The following is a 17,459-nucleotide window of genomic DNA, read 5'->3' on the forward strand; positions in this document are numbered from 1 at the left end:
CGGAATATAGTCGCCCTCGCGGCAAAATGCATGGCATACGCCTCGCCGCGATGCCTGAGCGCTATTTCATCTGGCCGATCAGCCTGGCCGCGCCGCTCGCGGTCTTCGCCAGTTTCAACAGGGCCTCGCGACCGCCGGCGGCATAGGCCGCAGCGGCCCGCAGCAGCTCGCGCAACTGCGCCGCCGCGCCCGGATCGAAGCGGCACCAGGCGCCACCCGTCAGGCGCGCGATCTCGCGAAACGCTTGCTCGGCGACGGCATCATGACCTTCCTGAAACACGAACACGGGCACTTTGAGCATGCCGAGCTCGCCGGCCTTGGCGCAGAGCTCGTCGACCTTCTCCTCCATGGCATCGCCGACGAAGACGACGGCGCGCACGCCCGATGCGACCGCTTCGCGCCGCGCCTCGGTCAGCACCTTGCCGATCTGAGTGTCGCCGCCGCGGCAATCGATCTTGCTCATCAACGCCGCAAGCCTGGTGCTGTCGGAGATCCACCCCGTGGCGCGGCACTCGTTGAAGCCGCGATAATAGACCAGGCGGATGTCGAGACTGCCGAGCGCGGCGGTCTCGCGAAACATGTCGGCCTGCAGCGCGCAGGCCATGTCCCAGGTCGGCTGCCGGCTCATGGTCGCATCCAGCGCGAAGATCAGCCGCCCCTTCGCGCCCGGCGCATGCGGTGACATCGCCTGCGCCTTGGCAACGAAGGCGGCGATGTCTTCCGCAGTCGACGTTCCGGCCTGCGGCACCGCGCGGCCTGCCTGCGCCGAGACGGCATCGCCGCTGCGCGGTTTGATGGGTTCGCCCGACATGCCTTGACCCTGCGTGGGCAGCTAATGTGGTTAGCGCAAGCTGCCCGGTCAATGTGCAAAGCCCCCGCCGGCAGAGGCTGGCGGGGGCTTTGCAGATCGTGACTGACGATGAGGGACCGTCAGGGAGAAGACGTCAGCTCTTGGCAGGCCCCATCAAGGCGACCGGACCGGGCTCCAGGATATTGGGCGGCGAGGATTGCGTGTCGACCGGCGCGATCTCGCTGTCGGTGGCGCTCAGGAATTTGTCGAGCATGCCCTGGATCGAGTTCTTGGCGACGTCCGGACCGGTGTCGCGCATGTCGTTGTGCTGGAATTCGGTCTTCACGACCTGGATACCCGCCTTCTCGCATTCCTCATCCGTCGGGATCACGCCCGCATCGGCCTTGAACTGCGGATCGGTGGAGCGGAACGACAGGATCTTGAACTTGCCGGCGGTGACGAAGGGTACGCGCAGATTGTCGAGCGTGACGACCTTCTTGACCTCATCCGGATACTGCTTGGCGAAATACATGGTGATGTCGCCGCCCATGGAATGGCCGACCATGGTGACCTTGTCGTAGTCGGCGTTGGGCTGAAGCTTCCTCATTTCCTGCACGGCGAGATGAATGTTGGCGACACCGCGCAGGATCTGCGGCAGCCGGCCGACATAGAGTTCGCCGGGCTTGGTCACCATCGGAGGATCGGTCGGCAAGTCATGCTGCGGGCTCAGGACCATGTAGCCGCGCGCAGCGAAGATGTTGGCGAGGAAGCCGTACTCGGTGTTCTTGACGGTGTTGCCGTGATTGATCACCGCGACCGGCAGCGTGATCATGCCGGCATTGGCCTGCATTTCCTTGTCGCGACGCACCGCGATGTCGACGGGCACCGGGCGATTGTCGCGCGAGGCGTCGTAGAAGGTAATGGTCTCGTGCTTGATCGCCCACTTGCTCGCCGTGAAATAGGCGATGCCGCAGAGAGCACTGACCGAAACCAGAACGGCAATTCCACGCTTCATTTTCGTCCTCAGCCTCAGGCTCTTGCGGCCTGAATCCCTGTTGAAAATCGTGTTCTTCCGGGGCTCTTCGGCCCCTTGTCGCCTATTCGCTAATATATGTCACAGGCGCGTGACAGGAAGGCCAAATATTGTGAACCGGCAGCCCTTTCATTGTGCGCCGCACACGTTTTATGGGCATCCCGTCCTCGCCAGGCTACGTCAGGGTGTACTTCACCATCCGACGCAACCGGTCTCAATTGGGTTCAATTTCACGGTCAACGTAAGGTGAAAACGGCGAAACAGGGCCGCAGTTCCCTGGAGAGCCCGGCCCTCAGATCGATCGGATCGATCGGAAGTAGTGGCATACCGCCGGCTCAGGCGCCGAGGATGTCGTGGACCTCGAGCGGCTTGTCGACCTGGTTGAACCACTCGGCCCGGTTGGCGGCGCGGCGGCGGCCGCGCTCGTCCAGCGGCAGCTTGAGCTGGCGGAGCAGGCTCGTCACCTCCTCCCGTGCGGTGAGATGGCCGAGATTGGGGCGCATGCCGAGCGTGGCCTCGTCGATCTCGTCGAGCGCGGTCAGGCCGCGCGGGAAAAATTCGCGATAGACGACGCGTTCGGCGAAGCCGTCGACGTAGCGGAAGCCGAGCCGCAGCGACAGATCCTTCAACCCCTCGGCGACGAGCTGCTTGTTGCGCGAGCCGAGCATCGACAGGCGGTTGCGCACGACGATCCAGTCGGTGGTCGAGCCGTCGAGCTGGCGGCGCTTGCGCCTGACGTCGCGCACCATCTCGGCGTAATGGCTCTCGCCCGTCACCGCGTAGTTGGCGGGATCGACGGTGCCGAGCACGTCGAAATCGAGGAAGCTGTCGTTGATCGGCGTGACCAGGGTGTCGGCCATCGAGTGCGCCAGCCGCATCAGATAGCTGTCGGTGCCCGGCGTATCGATGACGATGAAGTCGAAGCTGCTCTCGACCGCCGAGACCGCCTCCATGAACTGCTGGAACTCGGAATTCTCGTTCTCGGCGATCTGCATGGTCTCGCCGAGCTTGATACAGCGATGCACCGGCAGTTCGAGGTCGAGCTTGGTGCGGCGCGCCCAGGCAGAGCGGTTGCCGATGTAGCGGGTGAAGCTCTGCTGACGGCAGTCGAGGTCGATGGTAGCGACGCGCTGGCCCGCCTTCAGGAGCGCAACGGCGATGTGCAAGGCGGTGGTCGACTTGCCGGAACCGCCCTTCTCGTTGCCGAGCACGACTACATGCGCCGAGCCGGATTGGCCTTGGCTAGCCTGCACAAGCATGGCGATCCTCAACACCCCTGATGAATATCTTCGAGTTGGCCGCGTCTGCGGTCAAGTGAAATGCGTGACAGGTAATGCAAATCGTATTGCGCCGTTTTTCATGAATCGCGGCGTCGTCTTTCGTCTGTGATCCAGCCACAATGTCGCGACATCGCGCGCGCCTTGCGCGGGATGCTGTGCCGCATCCGGATGCATGGCGTCCACGATCGCCGCTTGTTAAGGTTAGTCGCCCCTGGCGCCAAGGTCATGCCGCGCCGATTCCCAACCCTGTCGAGTCCTGATGTCAGCAAGCCCCTTGATTGCCCGCACGGTCCCAACCTTGCGCCGCGCCGTCGACAATCTCCGCAAGCGAAAAGCCACGATCGCGCTGGTCCCGACCATGGGGGCTCTCCATGACGGGCATGTGTCTCTGGTCCGCCTCGCCAAGCGGCGCGCCAGCCGCGTCATGGTCTCGATCTTCGTCAACCCGACCCAGTTCGCCCCCACCGAGGATTTCGGCGCCTATCCGCGCACCTGGAAGGCCGACATCGCCAAGCTCGCGGCCGAGGATGTCGATATCGTCTGGCACCCCGGCGTCGCGGCGATGTATCCGGAGGGCTTTGCCACCCGCATCATGCCGGAGGGACCGGCGCTCGCCGGCCTCGAGGACCGCTTCCGCCCGCATTTCTTCGGCGGCGTCGCCACCGTGGTCGGCAAACTGTTCACGCAGTGCCGGCCGGACTTTGCGATCTTCGGCGAAAAGGACTTTCAGCAGTTGCGGGTGGTGACGCAGATGGCGCGCGACCTCGACCTCGGCGTCAAGGTCGTCGGCTCCCGCACCGTGCGCGAGCGCGACGGGCTCGCGATGTCCTCGCGCAACGTCTATCTATCGCCCGAGGAGCGGCAGACCGCCCCCATCCTCTACCGTGCCATGAAGGACAGCGCCGGCCGCATCCGTGCCGGCGAAGCCGTTGCGTCGGCCATGAAGCGTGGCGCCGCGACGATCGAGGCGGCCGGCTTTGCGCTCGACTATTACGAAGCGCGCCATGCCGAGACGCTGGCGCCCCTCACCTCGCGCAAGGACGGCCCGTTGCGAATCCTGGTCGCCGCCAAGCTCGGCAACACCCGGCTGATCGACAATATCGCGGTTTAGAGCAGCCCGAGATCGCGCAATTCGCGCCGCATCGGCTCCGGCATCGCCGCGATCGAGCCGGCGGCGGACTTGCCCAGATCGGGCGGCACGGAATCGTCGGCGAGATAGCGCCAGCCCTGGAATGGGCGCATCGGCCGCGGCGAGACCGAGACGACCTTCGGCTGCATCACGATCCGGCAGCGGCCGATACCGTCCTTGTCGCGGAACGGCTCGATGCCGATGATCTTTTCCCGCGCGGCGATCTCGCCCTTGATCACCCAATAGAGCGACCCGCCGGTGAGGATCTCGGCATCGCGCTTGGGAACCATGCGGGTGATGTGGATGTGACGTTGCGGCAGACCCTTCTTCTTGGCGGTCTGCATCCGTTCGGCGATCCACTCCTTCAATTCCTTGACGGAGTCGCAACCGACGGCGAGCTTGATCAGATGTAGCGGCATGCCCAAGCATTAGCCGGGCAGCACCGCATTTGGAATGCCGATCTATTCGTTATCCGCAGCCGCGGGCGCGGCCGCCGAGGCTGGCGGCGGAGCGAGCGGAACCGGTGCTGCCGCGGGAGCACGCGCAGCCTTCGTGGCCGGCGGCTTCTTCGCGGCCGGTGGTGCGGCGGCCTGTGCCGACGTCGCGGCGGGCGCGCGCGGTGCCGGCGCTGCGTTCGCGGCGGCGGGCGCCGCCTGACGCGTCGTCGCCGTGGGCTCCGGATTCATGATGCTGACCGGCGGCGTCGACGAGGCGCTCGGGAACTCAGCGCTGGTCGGCTTGCCCGTCGGCATCGCGGGCGGCAGCCCGGCAAGCGCGGCCGTGGCCGGCATCCCCTGCGCCGTTGCAGGCGCGTTCCAGGTTGGCGCGTAGCGCGCGACCAGCATGTCGTAGAGATGGGCGTCCATGTTGGCGGCAACCCGCTGCTGGTCGGTCAGCGAGCGGAACGCGGCGCAGTCGAACTGCGTGCAGCCGTCGCGCACGACCAGCACCTGCGCGACGAGGCCGTAGCGATCGTGCTCCAGCGCCTTGCGCAGCACCTTCATGTCCGTCGTGAGGCTCTTCTCGGCGGTCGCGGCATCACCGAGCGCGGTCAGCCGGTCGATTCGGGCCGCGGTGTAGGAGACGGCGGCAGCCGCGGCATCCGGCGAGCCGAACAGCGCCTTCTCGCAGCCAATGGCGACCGCATCGCCGGCGAGATCGTCGAGACAGGACAGCGCCGGCAGGCTCGCGATGGCAGCACCTTGCGCGCGCACTTCGGTCGGAGCGTCCTGCCCCGCCGGTCCATAGACGCGCACCGTGGCAGCTCCGGCGATCGCGATGGACAGCAGCGTGATCACGGTCAGCGCGCCGTTGGCGACCGACCTATCGGCGCGCAGCAGCGTGATCAGCAGGATCAATCCGAAGAATCCGGCAGCCGCCAGCGTCATCCACATCGGAAAGGCCGGCGAGCGCCAGATTTGGTCGAGCGAAGTGGCCCATGCCCAGTTCATGCGCGACGTCCCCTCACGCGAGCAGAGAACGAATGGTCAAGCGAGCACCGCGAGTCGGCAACTGCCCCCCAGGCCCACCTTGCGAAGGTGAAGCGGGCCTTTTGACGGCGGCAGGACACAATTCCGCAGAGGGCGCGAATGCGCGGGGAGCGTCGGTCTTCAGGAGAGCGCGAGCTGGCTTTCCTTGGCGACGCGTTCGAAAGCTTCGGTCGAGCTCTTGATCCGGTACTGGCAGTCGTCGCCGTCGGTCGGCAGCAGGCGGATGACCTCGTACGAGCCGCTGGCAGCAGGGCGCGCGACGTTGCTGGCCGTGAACAATACGCGCGTTCCAATCGGGAATTTGTGCTTCAACACCCTCTCCATCACTCAAACAACGCCTGCCTCGCCCATGGTCCCACTGCGACGGCCGGCCAGAAACCCAGGCGCTGTATAGCACGCGACCTGCCGTTTTGGCCAGCGCCATGCCACCATGGCAAGCGCGTAAATCCTGCAGTCTTTTCAGAATGATAGGGATGGAACCGGCCGGTCGATGATACCGCCGGGGCCGCATGTTCAGGCGGCATGTCGCAGGGCCGGTCGCAGCCCGAATGGCATATGGCGCCAGTCAATGTCCGGAACGTGAGCGCCGCCGGCCGGCACACAGCCAGCGGCCTCGTTCGGACCGACCGGTCAGGCGTCCTCGAACTTCGCGATGACAAGGGTTTCGGCCAGCCCGTCGCGGGTCCATTCCTGGAACGCCGGCAGCGCCATCATCGTCTCCATGTAGGCCTTGGTGTCCGGCGCGACGTCGATCGCGTAGGTGCGCAGGCGATGCACCACCGGCGCGTACATCGCATCGGCCGCGCCGAAGCGGCCGAACAGGAACGGACCCTTGGCACCATAGCGTGTGCGGCATTCGCGCCAGATCTCCTCGATGCGCGCGATGTTGGCCTTGGCGTCGGCCGACAGCGTCACGGGGCGGATCGGCCGATGCAGGTTCATGCCGCATTCGTTGCGCAGCGCCACGAAGCCGGAATGCATCTCGGCGCACACCGACCGGGCATGCGCGCGCGCGGCGACGTCGTCGGGCCACAGCTTCACCTCCGGATAGCGCTCGGCGATGTATTCGATGATGGCGAGCGAATCCCACACCGTGACATCGCCGTCGACCAGCACCGGCACCTTGCCGGCACGGCTGAACGACAGGATCTGCTCCTTGTCCGCGGGATTGTCGGTGTAGAGCGGGATCAGCGTCTCCACGAACGGGATGTCGTTGGCGCGAAGCGCGAGCCATGGCCGCATCGACCATGACGAGTAGTTCTTGTTGCCGATCGCGAGTTTCAGCGCAGCCATGTCATCAGTCCTTCCCGAGACGCTTTGAAGCGAGCCGCTTTTAACGCCATCGCGTGCCGCCAATCAATCGTTGCCGCATCCTGCCATGCGTGGCAATCGTGGCGGCTTGCGAGGAGAGAGAGATGAGCAGGCATTGGGTCGACATCACCGCGGTCGGCTTCTTCATCATCGAATGGCTGGTCTATGCCCTGACGCTGGAGCATTCGGCCTACGGCCGCGACAGCCTGTCGGCGCGCATGAACCGCTATCGTGAGGTCTGGGTGCGCCGGCTGCTCGATCGCGAGACGCGCATGGTCGACATGCAGATCATGGCCTCGCTGCAGAACGGAACCGCTTTCTTCGCCTCGACCAGCCTGATCGCGCTCGGCGGTGCGCTGGCGCTGCTGCACGCCACCAACGACGCCATCACGATTCTGAGCAAGCTGCCGATCGACCTCAGCACGTCGCCGGCGATGTGGGAGCTGAAATGCGTCGGCCTCGTGCTGATCTGCGTCTACGCCTTCTTCAAATTCGCCTGGTCCTATCGCCTGTTCAACTATGTCGCGATCCTGTTCGGCGGCATGCCCCCGGCCGAGCGGCGCGACACGCCGGAGGCGGAAGCCCATGTCATCCGCACCACGCGCCTGTTCGAATCCGCCGGCCGCCATTTCAATCGCGGCCAGCGCGCCTTCTTCTTCGCGCTCGGCTATCTCGGCTGGTTCGTCAGCCCCTGGCTGCTGTTCGTGACCACGGCCGCGGTGGTGGTCGTGACCTGGCGCCGGCAATTCGCATCGAGCGCATGGGCGGCGATGGCGCCGGAGGTGGTGGATGGCGCGGAGAGGATGAAGCGCGGTCATTGAGGCACGTGTCCCGGACAAGCTGCAACGCGCAAGCGTTGCGGCGCAGAGCCGGGACCCAGGGCAACACGGCGCGATGCGGATGGATGGCCCCGTCGAACCGGACGATGCTTCGCATCGCCGGGGACGCTGTGCGGCGTCCGGGGCACGAGAGCGCAGCGTGGCGCACGCTGTCTCCACTTGTCATTGCGGTGCTCCAGTGCACATCCCAGCGGCGCTGCCGTAGGGTGGGCAAAGGCGCATAGCGCCGTGCCCACGATCTCCGTCCATAAACAACAAGGCGTGGGCACGCTGCGCTTTGCCCACCCTACGAGATCGAGTTTGTGGCACGCAGCTCAGCTCACGGACATGCCTTCGCGTCCTCGCGGCGCAATTCGCCCGAGCTTTGCTTGGTCTCGCGACCCTCTCATCCAAGAGGGCGCAGGGAAGGCCGGGTGCTGGCTCGCACCCGCGGTCCGCTGCGCGAAAAGCACGCGCAGAAAGAACCGCACAGCAGCATACAGGTGTGGCCGATCACTCGGCCTTCCCTGCGCGGTGGCTGGACGGCTTATGCCGTGATCTCCCGGGAGCCGACCATTCCTTCTGGCCTCCCTCGCCCCGCGAATTGGATGATGCAGTCTGCCCGGTTGGGCTCGCTCGCACCTTCGCAAGGACTTGACCGTAGCAACGACGGCCAGGACCACACGGTTTTGCCGTACGCACGGCCCGCCATTTCGCCGCAGTTTTTCCGGCCCTGTCGACGGAGCCGGAAACTTACAGACGAGACGAAGCCTGGCAGCGCCGCTCGTCCGCACGAAGCCTCGGGCTCACAGGGACTACCCGCCCTGCCCGCGCCTCTCGTGCCGACGCTGCCGCGTCCACCGCAAGCCCGGCTCGCGACAGTGACGACCACATAGTCGCCCCTCTTGGTGAGCCAGGATGGGCAAACACATACGCCGAAACCGAATTTCGGTAAAGTGGAATATTTTTGGCGAAGCGGATTGACAGCGGGCGACACAGGGCACGGTGCCGTAGCCCGGATGGAGCGCAGTGTAATCCGGGACAGTGCACAATGCCGGACGAGCGGCCCCGGATTTCGCTACCGCTTCATCCGGGCTACGCGAAGCTACGATCCGAAATCCCGTGGGCTGAACGGCAGGTCCATGATCTTCCATTCCCCGTACAGATTTGCCGGCAGCATCTTGTAGGGTTGACAGTTCTGGAGCGCGCTCATGGCGGACTTCACGAGTGCCACCCCTTTTGCGGACGGCGGAGCCTCGATCAGGATCGGCTCGCGTGCCAGCGTGCCGTCGGTCGCGAACACCGTGCGCAGCTTGATGTGAACGGCGTCGGTCGGGCTCAGTCCGGCCGGCAATTTCGCACAGCTGCGCAAATGGCGACGAAGCGCGGCGATGACTTCAGCCGGCAACTTGGCTGCGATTGAATCCTTGCCATCGCCGCCATCGTCCTTGGGGGTGTCTTTCGGCAGCTCCGGCGGCAATTCCGGGGGCAGGCCCAGCATGACGCCGTACTTGACGGTGACGTCAGGCTGCGGAGCCTGATAGGCCGGCGGCGGTGCGGCCTCCGGCTGCTGCATCGCTTGCGGCGGCGGCTGCATCGGTGGCTGCGGCATCGCCTGGGGCGGCGGTTGTTGCTGGGCTTGCGGCGGCGGCTGTTGCGACGGCTGTGGCTGTTGAGGTTGCGGCTGCACGTTGGCCTCACGCTGCTTCGGCGCGGGCGAGGGTTGCGGCTGCGGCTGCTTCTGCTGCGGTTCAGGTGGCGTCTGCTGCGACGGTGCCGCGGCCTGCTGCTTGGCCGCGGGCTTGTCCGCCGCTTCGGACTTGTCGGTGAAATCGAGCTTCGGCAGTTTCAGATCGGGCGTCGGCTCCGGCGGCTTCTCCTTGGCCGCCTCCTTCGTCTCCTGCTCCTTGATCTCTTCCTTCACCTGCTCCGGCGTGACGATGTCGACGGTCACGGTCTCCGGCGGCTGGCTGCGAAACGGATGGACCTCGCTGATCACGATGATCAGCGCCACCAGCGTCAGATGCGCGATTGCTGACGCCGCAATGTCCGTCCGTATGATCTTCCGCAGTTCCATCGACCGATCTTGAGTTGCCGTCGCGGTCCTAGCATACCCCGGCCCCCTCTCAATCCCATTTCGGGGCGAAGCCGAAGTCGGTCAGGCGGCCCTTCGGACTGGCGAGTGCGGCGATCCGGCTCATCTCGTCCTCCGACAGCTCGAAATCGAAGATCTCGATGTTTTCGGACAGGCGTTCAATGCGCGAGGTGCGCGGGATCGCAGCGACATTCTGTTGCACCAGCCAGCGCAGGCAGACCTGCGCCGACGACTTGCGGTGGGCGCGTCCGATCTCGGCCAGCCTCTGGTCGGACTTGATGCGTCCCTTGGCGATCGGGCTGTAGGCGACGAGCGCAAGGCCATGCTGGTCGCAGGCCGCCCTCACCTTCGCCTGATCGAGATAAGGGTGGTATTCGACCTGGTTGCAGACCAGCGGCTCCGGCGAGAGCGCGACCGCCTGCTCGATCAGCGCCACCGTGAAATTGGAGACGCCGATGTGACGGGTCAGACCCATGGTCTTCGCATGCGACAGCGCGCCGAGCGTCTCCACCAGCGGCACATGCGAATTGGGCCAGTGCAGCAGCAACAGATCGACGCTAGGAAGCCGCAAGCGGGCCAGGCTCTCCTTGACCGAGCGCTCGAGATCGTGGGGCGCGAAATGGTTGGTCCAGACCTTGGTGGTGAGGAAGATGTCGTCGCGCCGCACGCCGGAGGCGCGCACGCCGTCGCCGACCTCGCGTTCGTTCTCGTAGACTTGCGCGGTGTCGATGTGGCGATAGCCGAGCCGCAGCGCCTGCTCGACCAGGCGCGCGGCAGGTCTTCCGCTCAGCTCCCAGGTCCCGAGCCCGATCGCCGGGATTTTTGCGCCATTGGCCTCGACGAACAGCATGAGGACTCCTCTTCCGTTGCGGCAGCCCCTGACGTCATCAGGCCTCATTATGGACCCGGCCCACGATGCTGCCAACGGAAGGCCGCGGCAGTCCAGCGGGTTATTTGGCGCAAATGCTAACGGGAGGTTCGCGTCAGGGCCGGCAGCCCTCGGTGTCAGGGCTTTGGCGTCAGGCTTTGGCGAGCGCCTGGAACACGGTATCCGGGGCGTGCGCGATCACCGCGAGCAGCGCACGGGCCGGTCCCCGCGGCGCGCGCTTGCCCTGCTCCCAGTTGCGGATGGTCTCGACGGGAACGCCGAGCTTGGCGGCGAACTCCATCTGGGTCAGGCAGGCGCGGCGGCGCAAATCACGCACTGCGAGTGGGTTGGCGTCGGCCGGCGCGGCATTGGCCGTGGGCTCGACCGGCGACGGCTGGACCGGAAATTCCTGTCCATCCCGCAACTCAACGACCCGTCCGTCCGCCTTCAGCCGCAACCGCATGCTCATTCCCCCAAGCGAGGCGATGATGCGGCAGGTCGCTTAAGTTCGGATTAAAGACAGGAGCCCGTAGCCCGGATGGAGCGCAGCGTAATCCGGGACCACTGTCGCTTGGGGCACCCCCGGATTGCGCTGCGCTCCATCCGGGCTACGAATTCCCGCTGCCCGCCCCTACCTCAACCCGAACCAGAGCGTCGCAATCCCGAGGAAGGAGAAGAAGCCGACCACGTCCGTCACCGTGGTGACGAAGGTGCCCGACGCCACCGCCGGGTCGGCCCTGACACGCTCCAGCGCCATCGGGATCAGGATGCCGCCGAGCGCGCCGGCGATGAGGTTGCACACCATCGCCAGCCCGATGACGATGCCGAGGCCGGGAATCTTGAACCAGGCCACCGCCGCAATCCCCGTGATCACGGCGAAGGCGAGCCCGTTGACGAGACCGACCAGCGCCTCGCGCATCACCACGCGCCAGGCGTTGGAAGAACCGAGCTCGCGCGTCGCCAGCGCCCGCACCGCCACCGTCATGGTCTGGGTCGCGGCATTGCCGCCCTGGCTCGCCACGATTGGCGCCAGCACGGCGAGCGCGACCATCTTCTCCAGCTGGCCCTCGAACAGGCCGAGCACGGAGGACGCCAGGAAGGCGGTGGCGAGATTGACCAGCAGCCAGTTGAACCGCGCGCGCGCAATCGTCAGGAAGGTATCCGACAGCTCTTCGTCGCTGGTGACGCCGCCGAGCGCCTTGAGGTCTTCGTCCGCCTCCTCCTCGATGACGTCGACGACGTCGTCGACGGTGATGACGCCGACCAGGCGGTCCTGGGTGTCGAGCACGGGAGCTGCGACGAGATTGTACTTGCCGAACATGCGCGCCACCTCTTCCTGGTCCTCCAGGACGGAGACGCGGCGGCGGTCCTCATCGGTGAGCTCGGTGAGCGGCACCGGCCGGCGCGCGCGCAGCAGCACGTCGAGGGGGACTGCGCCCTGCCAGTGCTGGTCCTTGTCGACGACGTAGATCTCGTAGAAGCGGTCGGGCAGATCAGGCGTCTCGCGCATGTAGTCGATCGCCTGCCCCACGGTGAAATCCTGGGGCACCGCGATGAACTCGGTCTGCATCCGGCGGCCGGCGGAATTCTCGGGGTACAGCAGGCTGCGTTCGAGCGCGACGCGCTCCCTGAGCGGCAGCTTCTCGAGGATCTCCTCCTGCTCGGCCTGGTCGAGGGTCTCCAGCAGCTCGACGGCGTCGTCGGATTCGAGTTCGCGAACGCCCTCGGCGACGGTCTCCGGCGGCAGTTCCTCGAGGATCTCCTCGCGCACGCCCTCGTCGAGCTCGTTCAGCGCGGAGAAGTCGAAGTCGCGTCCCGTCAGCTCGACCAGGCGGACGCGGTCGTCGGGCTCGAGAGCGCCGATGAGATCGCCGAGGTCGGCCTCGTGCAGCTCGGCGACGCAGGCGCGCAGCGAGGCGCTGTCGCCGGCCTCGATCGCATGGGCGATTTCCTCGACGAATTCGTGCCTGATATCGCCGTCTTCATTGCGCATCGGCACGTGGTCGAGTACCGAATCCGCAGCGGATCGGGCAACGTCCATATGTTCATCCATGGCGCGCCTCGCCGTTTGACAGGTTGGAACGAATGGTCTGGGCTGACGGTCAGGCAATACCCACAAGGCAAAGCCGAGCGCAATGACAAAGATGCTTCGACAGCGGTGGACCGCGATGTCATCAGGCGCGGCCCTCGCTGCCCTGATCGGCATCGCCTCGACGGAAGCCGCCGAGTGCCCGCGCAAGGACGCGCTCGGCACCTCGCGCGTGCTGAGTGTCGATGCCAGGACCACGCCGCGCGTGGGCCTGAAGAGCTTTCCGCAGACGCTTACGCTGGCCGATCACGAGGTCGTGCTGACCTTCGATGACGGGCCGAACCCGCCGACGACGTCGAAGGTGCTGGCAGCGCTGGCGCAGGAATGCGTGCGCGCGACCTTCTTCCTGATCGGCCTGCACGCCAGCCAGCATCCCGACATGGTCAAGCGCATCGCGCGCGAGGGCCACAGCATCGGCCATCACACCTTCTCGCATCCGTTCATGGCGCGGATCCCGTTCGACAAGGCCAAGGGCGAGATCGACCGCGGCGTCGCGGCCGTCGAGATGTCGCTGCACGGCAGCTCGACGGCGACGCCTTCGACGCCGTTCTTCCGCTTTCCCTATTTCCAGGGGACGCAAGCGCAGCTCGACCTGCTCCAGTCCCGCGGCATCGTCGTGTTCGGCGCTGACCTCTGGGCCAGCGACTGGAACGAGATGACGCCGGAGCAGGAATTGAAGCTGGTCACGGAGCGGCTTGCCGCTAGCGGCAAGGGCATCGTCCTCTTCCACGACTCCAAGGCGCGCACCGCCGCGATCATGCCGGCCTTCCTGCGGTATCTGAGGGAGAACGGTTTTCGCGTGGTCCACATCGTGCCGGCCGGCCCGCCGCAGAAGAGCGCCGATGCGCGCTGATGCCGGAATGTCACGCCGGCGCAAAATGGGGTGATTTGGGCCCTATTAACACTCTGTTCATGATACCCCCTGCTAATGGACGGGGACTTTGTGACGGGTAAGGCTGTTGGCGCCTGAACCGTTTCCCGATGTCTCCGACCTACTATGGCGGCCATCGCACATGAGGGCAGACGGGGTTCATGATCGGAAGTAGCGTTGTCTTGCGGACGCGATCGTGGATCGTCCTTTGCCTCGGCGGATTCCTTGGATGTTCGACCATCGGATCGCCGGCGGCGCTTGCGGCCGACTGCCCGGGCCATCCCGACGCGCTCGGGACGTCCCGCACCCTGGTGGTCGATCCGCGCGAACATCCGCTGATCGGCACCATGCAGTACCGCGAGACGCTGCCGCTCAGGGATCATGAGGTCGTCCTGACCTTCGACGACGGTCCGCTGCCGAAATATTCCAACCAGGTCCTCAAGATGCTCGACGACGAGTGCATCAAGGCGACCTTCTTCATCATCGGCAGCCAGGCCAAGGCGAATCCCGAAGGCGTGCGCAAGCTGGTTGCGGCGGGCCACACGGTCGGCACCCACAGCATGAACCATCCGCTGACCTTCGACCGGATGCCCATCGAGAAGGCCGAGGCCGAGATCAACGGCGGCATCGAGTGGACCTCGGCCGCGATGACCGACTCGTCCAAGCTGGCGCCGTTCTTCCGCATTCCCGGACTGATGCGCGCCGAAGGCGTCGAACATCATCTGATCTCGCGCGGCATCCAGGTGTGGAGCGCCGACTTCCCCGCCGACGACTGGCGCCACGTGTCGTCCGACCGCGTCTATCAGCTCGCGATCCAGCGGCTGGAGGCCAAGGGCAAGGGCATTTTGCTGCTGCACGACATCCAGGCCCGCACGGTCGCGGCGCTGCCAAAAATCATCCGCGACCTCAAGGCGCGCGGCTATCGCATCGTGCATGTTGTGCCGGCGACCGCCGACCGGCCGGCGACGCCGACCACGCCGGTGGAATGGCTGCTGCATCCGCCGACCGAGACCGTGCCGATCGCGCGCTGGCCTTCCGTTCCGAGCTTCGTGTTCACGCAGACCAGGACGCTTCCGGCGCCCTCGCTCGCCGACCTCAATGCGCAGACCGAGCATCAGCCGCTGCTGCCGCGCCGAACCAAGGGTCAGATGGACGTCGCATCCGCCCTGCCCGTGCCCGGCCGCGCTCTGTTTGCGATCCCGGAAGGCTCGGTCGAGGTGCTGCTGTCGACGACATTGTCGCGGCGTGCCGCGACCCGGCTGGCAATGGCCGCCGAGACGCCGCATGCGGCCAGGGGCAAGGCCGCAAAGGGCAAGACGGCCAAGTCCCAGGCTCGGCACACCGCGCATGCGGCGCCGGCCGCACCGAAGCATGCCGCGCAGGCCAAGGGCACTACACCGCGCTCGACCCGCATCGCCAGCCTGAAGAAGCGCGCTTAGTCCCTAGCTACTGCCGCATGATGGCGGCGACGCAGAGCAGCACGATCAGCGCCAGGAAGAACAGGTCCATATAGGACTTGAGCTCGCCGTCGCGGCGCAGCCGGGCCACGTCGGCGACGACCTGCTTGCGCGCGTTCGTTCCCCCCGAGCCGTCATTGATCGGGCCCTGAAGCCGCCGCGTCTCGGCTTCCAGCTTCTCGATCTTCTGGAAGAAGTAGAACGCGCGCAGCGTCGAGACCGCGCGCATCGCGGCATAGATCAGCACCAGGATCGCCAGGATCGCCCGGTTCGGATACTTCTCCATGAAGTTCAGGCTGAAATAGACCACCGCCATGAACGCGAAGTTGGTGATGAAGCGGTAGACGAAGCTGAGAAAAACCATGCTGGCTCGAGCCTTGAGGGGTGCGCAGCCGGATCGTGCTGCGAATTCGGGATCGGGACCCAGACCGGGAGCTGGGTTGTGACGGCCCGTCTACGCCAACTTTGTTTCAACAAAGATACTGCAAGTCGCCGCCTTTTAGCCACACGCCGCCATAATGCAAGCCGGATGGCGGTGGCCCTGCCCTGACGCAGCGCGCCCGCTACGGCTCAATGGCGATTTGGCGGAAGTCGCGATAGACTGTGCGCTGCCGTCACATCTGGGATCTGCCGATGCCGAAGAAGGGAATCACCGGCCACGACGACTGGGTTCTGACCGAGGCTCTCGCGACCGCCCTGGTCGCGCTGGAGCAGCTCGAACCGAAGCACCAGCCGAACGCGCATATGGACGACCTCCGCAAGATGCTGGCGAACGGCAAGGAGCCGGCGGCGGTGAGTCTGCACCTCGCCCAGGCCAAATGCCGCCTGTTTCCGGACCTCGATCCGCTGGAGATCTACCGGGAATACGGCATCGGCGAGGAATATGGCTGAGGCGGCCGGCCGCCTGTCTTGACGAGAAGCGCTAGTTTCGTGACGTCTTGAGCAACGGACATTCGCTGTCGCTCAGCGGCAGAAAGGCGTCCTCGGCAGGTATCTTCTCGACGACGTTGTAATAATCCCAGGGCGTCTTCACGTCCGAGGGCTTCTTGACCTCGACGAGATAGAAATCATGCACCAGCTTGTTGTCGGCGCGCAGCCGCGCGCCACGCGCGTAGAAATCGTCGACCGGCATCGCGCGCATCTGCTCCAGAACAGCGTTGGTCTCGTCCGTTCCGGCCGCAGACGCGGCCTTCAGATATTGCGACACGGCGGAGTAGACGGCGGCCTGCGGCGCGGTCGGCATGGCGTTGTGAAGCTTGTAGAACCTTTGGGCGAACGCGCGCGTTTCCTCGTTGAGCGCCCAATACCAAGCAGTGACGGTCGTCAGGCCCTTGGCGGTTTCGGCCCCCATCGCGTGCACGTCGGTCAGGAACATCAGCTCGGCGACTGCCTTCTGCGGCCCCGCGTTCATTCCGAACTCGTTCCATTGCTTCATCGAGGTCACGAGCTGCTCGCCGGCATTGGCGAACGCAACCACCTTGGCTTTGGACGCCTGGGCCTGCAGCAGGAAGGAGCCGTAATCGGCATTTCCCAGCGGATGAAAGACCGCGCCGAGCGACTTGGCCCCTGCAGCCGCCAGCACGCGCTGGGACACCTCGACCATATTGCGTCCGAACGCGTAGTCGGACGCGATGAAGAACCAGCTGTCATAGCCTTGCGACACCAGTTTTCGGACCGAGCCGGCGACCAGATTGTAATTGTCGTGCAGCCACATCAGGCCGGTGCGCGAGCATTGCTTGCCGCCGATCTCGGTGGTGCCGACCGCCGAATAGATCACGATCCTGTTCTTGTCGCGCGCGATCGACTGGATGGCGAGCGCCACCGCGGAGTTTCCGACGTCGGCCACCATGTCGACGCCGTCAACGTCGAACCATTTGCGGACGATCTGGGCGCCGATATCCGGCTTGTTCTGATGGTCGGCGACGACGATCTCGGCCTTCAGCCCGGGCGTTGCGCGTTGAAAATCGTCCACGGCCATCCGCGCGGCGACGACGGAGCCGGGCCCGGCCAGATCCGACAACGGTCCGGCCTGGTCATTGATGATGCCGATCCTGATCGCGCCACCGGAGAATTCGGCGGCCGCGCTCCGTTCGGCCAGCGCTGCCGGACTGAGCGCCAGGATGAGGCCGAAGGTCAAACGGCAAAGCCGGCTGCGCGACGATAGCAATTCTCCAACACGACAAGGCGCCATTGCCCCCTCCGCTTCAGCATCGCGACGGCATGTCGGC

The 17,459-nt window shown here is 65.6% G+C and carries 18 protein-coding genes; 5 read left to right on the forward strand and 13 right to left on the reverse strand.

All coding sequences use genetic code 11. From position 1 onward, the window contains the following. Positions 1-61 precede the first annotated feature (61 nt). The 3 genes from GGD65_RS04800 to GGD65_RS04810 all read right to left on the reverse strand — a co-directional run bounded on the left by GGD65_RS04800 (position 62) and on the right by GGD65_RS04810 (position 3,082). The gene (locus GGD65_RS04800) at positions 62-811 is read right to left on the reverse strand and encodes a hypothetical protein (protein ID WP_018321152.1); all 750 of its coding nucleotides are present in this window, start codon (positions 809-811) and stop codon (positions 62-64) included. 133 nt (positions 812-944) lie between these two features. After that, positions 945-1,805 carry an alpha/beta fold hydrolase gene (locus GGD65_RS04805; protein WP_018321153.1) on the reverse strand — a complete coding sequence of 287 codons (861 nt, stop codon included), beginning with the start codon at positions 1,803-1,805 and terminating at the stop codon, positions 945-947. A 353-nt stretch (positions 1,806-2,158) separates the two neighbouring features. Next, positions 2,159-3,082: a division plane positioning ATPase MipZ gene (locus GGD65_RS04810; protein ID WP_018321154.1), complete on the reverse strand. Its 924-nt coding sequence runs from the start codon at positions 3,080-3,082 to the stop codon at positions 2,159-2,161. A gap of 280 nt (positions 3,083-3,362) precedes the next feature. On the opposite strand from GGD65_RS04810, the gene panC reads away from it, so the two are divergent. Then, on the forward strand, positions 3,363-4,214 hold the full coding sequence (gene panC / locus GGD65_RS04815) for a pantoate--beta-alanine ligase (RefSeq protein WP_018321155.1): 852 nt from the start codon (positions 3,363-3,365) through the stop codon (positions 4,212-4,214). Here the strand turns inward: panC and GGD65_RS04820 are convergent. The 4 genes from GGD65_RS04820 to GGD65_RS04835 form a co-directional block, all read right to left on the reverse strand. Continuing rightward, on the reverse strand, positions 4,211-4,651 hold the full coding sequence (locus GGD65_RS04820; RefSeq protein WP_183234520.1) for a DUF1489 family protein: 441 nt from the start codon (positions 4,649-4,651) through the stop codon (positions 4,211-4,213). The genes panC and GGD65_RS04820 overlap by 4 nt on opposite strands. Positions 4,652-4,693: 42 nt before the next feature. Next, positions 4,694-5,683 carry a hypothetical protein gene (locus GGD65_RS04825; RefSeq protein WP_183234521.1) on the reverse strand — a complete coding sequence of 330 codons (990 nt, stop codon included), beginning with the start codon at positions 5,681-5,683 and terminating at the stop codon, positions 4,694-4,696. 159 nt (positions 5,684-5,842) lie between these two features. Next, positions 5,843-6,046 carry a hypothetical protein gene (locus tag GGD65_RS04830; RefSeq protein WP_018321158.1) on the reverse strand — a complete coding sequence of 68 codons (204 nt, stop codon included), beginning with the start codon at positions 6,044-6,046 and terminating at the stop codon, positions 5,843-5,845. A 306-nt stretch (positions 6,047-6,352) separates the two neighbouring features. Further along, positions 6,353-7,015 carry a glutathione S-transferase family protein gene (locus tag GGD65_RS04835; protein WP_026202496.1) on the reverse strand — a complete coding sequence of 221 codons (663 nt, stop codon included), beginning with the start codon at positions 7,013-7,015 and terminating at the stop codon, positions 6,353-6,355. Positions 7,016-7,137: 122 nt separating this feature from the next. Here GGD65_RS04835 and GGD65_RS04840 point away from each other — a divergent pair, with 122 nt between their 5' ends. Further along, on the forward strand, positions 7,138-7,854 hold the full coding sequence (locus GGD65_RS04840) for a DUF599 domain-containing protein (protein WP_018321160.1): 717 nt from the start codon (positions 7,138-7,140) through the stop codon (positions 7,852-7,854). 1,102 nt (positions 7,855-8,956) lie between these two features. Here GGD65_RS04840 and GGD65_RS04845 read toward each other — a convergent pair. The 4 genes from GGD65_RS04845 to mgtE all read right to left on the reverse strand — a co-directional run bounded on the left by GGD65_RS04845 (position 8,957) and on the right by mgtE (position 12,867). Beyond that, on the reverse strand, positions 8,957-9,928 hold the full coding sequence (locus GGD65_RS04845) for a hypothetical protein (protein ID WP_183234522.1): 972 nt from the start codon (positions 9,926-9,928) through the stop codon (positions 8,957-8,959). Between the two features lie 49 nt (positions 9,929-9,977). After that, positions 9,978-10,796, reverse strand: coding sequence for an aldo/keto reductase (locus GGD65_RS04850; protein ID WP_179738589.1), 819 nt, complete (start codon positions 10,794-10,796; stop codon positions 9,978-9,980). Positions 10,797-10,965: 169 nt separating this feature from the next. Continuing rightward, positions 10,966-11,283, reverse strand: a complete 318-nt coding sequence (locus GGD65_RS04855; protein WP_038949950.1) for a DNA-binding transcriptional regulator — start codon at positions 11,281-11,283, stop codon at positions 10,966-10,968. A gap of 162 nt (positions 11,284-11,445) precedes the next feature. Then, positions 11,446-12,867: a magnesium transporter gene (gene mgtE, locus GGD65_RS04860; RefSeq protein WP_018320588.1), complete on the reverse strand. Its 1,422-nt coding sequence runs from the start codon at positions 12,865-12,867 to the stop codon at positions 11,446-11,448. Between the two features lie 115 nt (positions 12,868-12,982). On the opposite strand from mgtE, the gene GGD65_RS04865 reads away from it, so the two are divergent. After that, positions 12,983-13,756, forward strand: a complete 774-nt coding sequence (locus GGD65_RS04865) for a polysaccharide deacetylase family protein (protein ID WP_183234523.1) — start codon at positions 12,983-12,985, stop codon at positions 13,754-13,756. A 179-nt stretch (positions 13,757-13,935) separates the two neighbouring features. Beyond that, a complete protein-coding gene (locus GGD65_RS04870; protein ID WP_183234524.1) occupies positions 13,936-15,213 on the forward strand; it encodes a polysaccharide deacetylase family protein in 1,278 nt (425 codons plus the stop codon). 7 nt (positions 15,214-15,220) lie between these two features. On the opposite strand, the gene GGD65_RS04875 is transcribed toward GGD65_RS04870, so the two are convergent. Beyond that, positions 15,221-15,595, reverse strand: a complete 375-nt coding sequence (locus tag GGD65_RS04875; RefSeq protein ID WP_018320591.1) for a hypothetical protein — start codon at positions 15,593-15,595, stop codon at positions 15,221-15,223. Positions 15,596-15,864: 269 nt separating this feature from the next. Between GGD65_RS04875 and GGD65_RS04880 the strand changes: the two genes are divergently transcribed. Beyond that, positions 15,865-16,122, forward strand: a complete 258-nt coding sequence (locus GGD65_RS04880; RefSeq protein ID WP_018320592.1) for a hypothetical protein — start codon at positions 15,865-15,867, stop codon at positions 16,120-16,122. Positions 16,123-16,153: 31 nt separating this feature from the next. Here GGD65_RS04880 and GGD65_RS04885 read toward each other — a convergent pair whose 3' ends face one another. Beyond that, entirely contained in the window at positions 16,154-17,422 is a 1,269-nt protein-coding gene (locus GGD65_RS04885; RefSeq protein WP_246783191.1) for an ABC transporter substrate-binding protein, read from the reverse strand. Between the last annotated feature and the right edge of the window lie 37 nt (positions 17,423-17,459).

The organism is Bradyrhizobium sp. CIR18, assembly GCF_014198295.1.
Taxonomy (GTDB): domain Bacteria; phylum Pseudomonadota; class Alphaproteobacteria; order Rhizobiales; family Xanthobacteraceae; genus Bradyrhizobium.

Bases quoted from the DNA above. Each gene is read 5' to 3' on its own strand.
- GGD65_RS04800 (WP_018321152.1), bottom strand. From the start codon at position 811: ATGTCGGGCGAACCCATCAAACCGCGCAGCGGCGATGCCGTCTCGGCG.
- GGD65_RS04805 (WP_018321153.1), bottom strand. From the start codon at position 1,805: ATGAAGCGTGGAATTGCCGTTCTGGTTTCGGTCAGTGCTCTCTGCGGC.
- GGD65_RS04810 (WP_018321154.1), bottom strand. From the start codon at position 3,082: ATGCTTGTGCAGGCTAGCCAAGGCCAATCCGGCTCGGCGCATGTAGTC.
- panC (WP_018321155.1), top strand. From the start codon at position 3,363: ATGTCAGCAAGCCCCTTGATTGCCCGCACGGTCCCAACCTTGCGCCGC.
- GGD65_RS04820 (WP_183234520.1), bottom strand. From the start codon at position 4,651: ATGCCGCTACATCTGATCAAGCTCGCCGTCGGTTGCGACTCCGTCAAG.
- GGD65_RS04825 (WP_183234521.1), bottom strand. From the start codon at position 5,683: ATGAACTGGGCATGGGCCACTTCGCTCGACCAAATCTGGCGCTCGCCG.
- GGD65_RS04830 (WP_018321158.1), bottom strand. From the start codon at position 6,046: ATGGAGAGGGTGTTGAAGCACAAATTCCCGATTGGAACGCGCGTATTG.
- GGD65_RS04835 (WP_026202496.1), bottom strand. From the start codon at position 7,015: ATGGCTGCGCTGAAACTCGCGATCGGCAACAAGAACTACTCGTCATGG.
- GGD65_RS04840 (WP_018321160.1), top strand. From the start codon at position 7,138: ATGAGCAGGCATTGGGTCGACATCACCGCGGTCGGCTTCTTCATCATC.
- GGD65_RS04845 (WP_183234522.1), bottom strand. From the start codon at position 9,928: ATGGAACTGCGGAAGATCATACGGACGGACATTGCGGCGTCAGCAATC.
- GGD65_RS04850 (WP_179738589.1), bottom strand. From the start codon at position 10,796: ATGCTGTTCGTCGAGGCCAATGGCGCAAAAATCCCGGCGATCGGGCTC.
- GGD65_RS04855 (WP_038949950.1), bottom strand. From the start codon at position 11,283: ATGAGCATGCGGTTGCGGCTGAAGGCGGACGGACGGGTCGTTGAGTTG.
- mgtE (WP_018320588.1), bottom strand. From the start codon at position 12,867: ATGGATGAACATATGGACGTTGCCCGATCCGCTGCGGATTCGGTACTC.
- GGD65_RS04865 (WP_183234523.1), top strand. From the start codon at position 12,983: ATGTCATCAGGCGCGGCCCTCGCTGCCCTGATCGGCATCGCCTCGACG.
- GGD65_RS04870 (WP_183234524.1), top strand. From the start codon at position 13,936: ATGATCGGAAGTAGCGTTGTCTTGCGGACGCGATCGTGGATCGTCCTT.
- GGD65_RS04875 (WP_018320591.1), bottom strand. From the start codon at position 15,595: ATGGTTTTTCTCAGCTTCGTCTACCGCTTCATCACCAACTTCGCGTTC.
- GGD65_RS04880 (WP_018320592.1), top strand. From the start codon at position 15,865: ATGCCGAAGAAGGGAATCACCGGCCACGACGACTGGGTTCTGACCGAG.
- GGD65_RS04885 (WP_246783191.1), bottom strand. From the start codon at position 17,422: ATGGCGCCTTGTCGTGTTGGAGAATTGCTATCGTCGCGCAGCCGGCTT.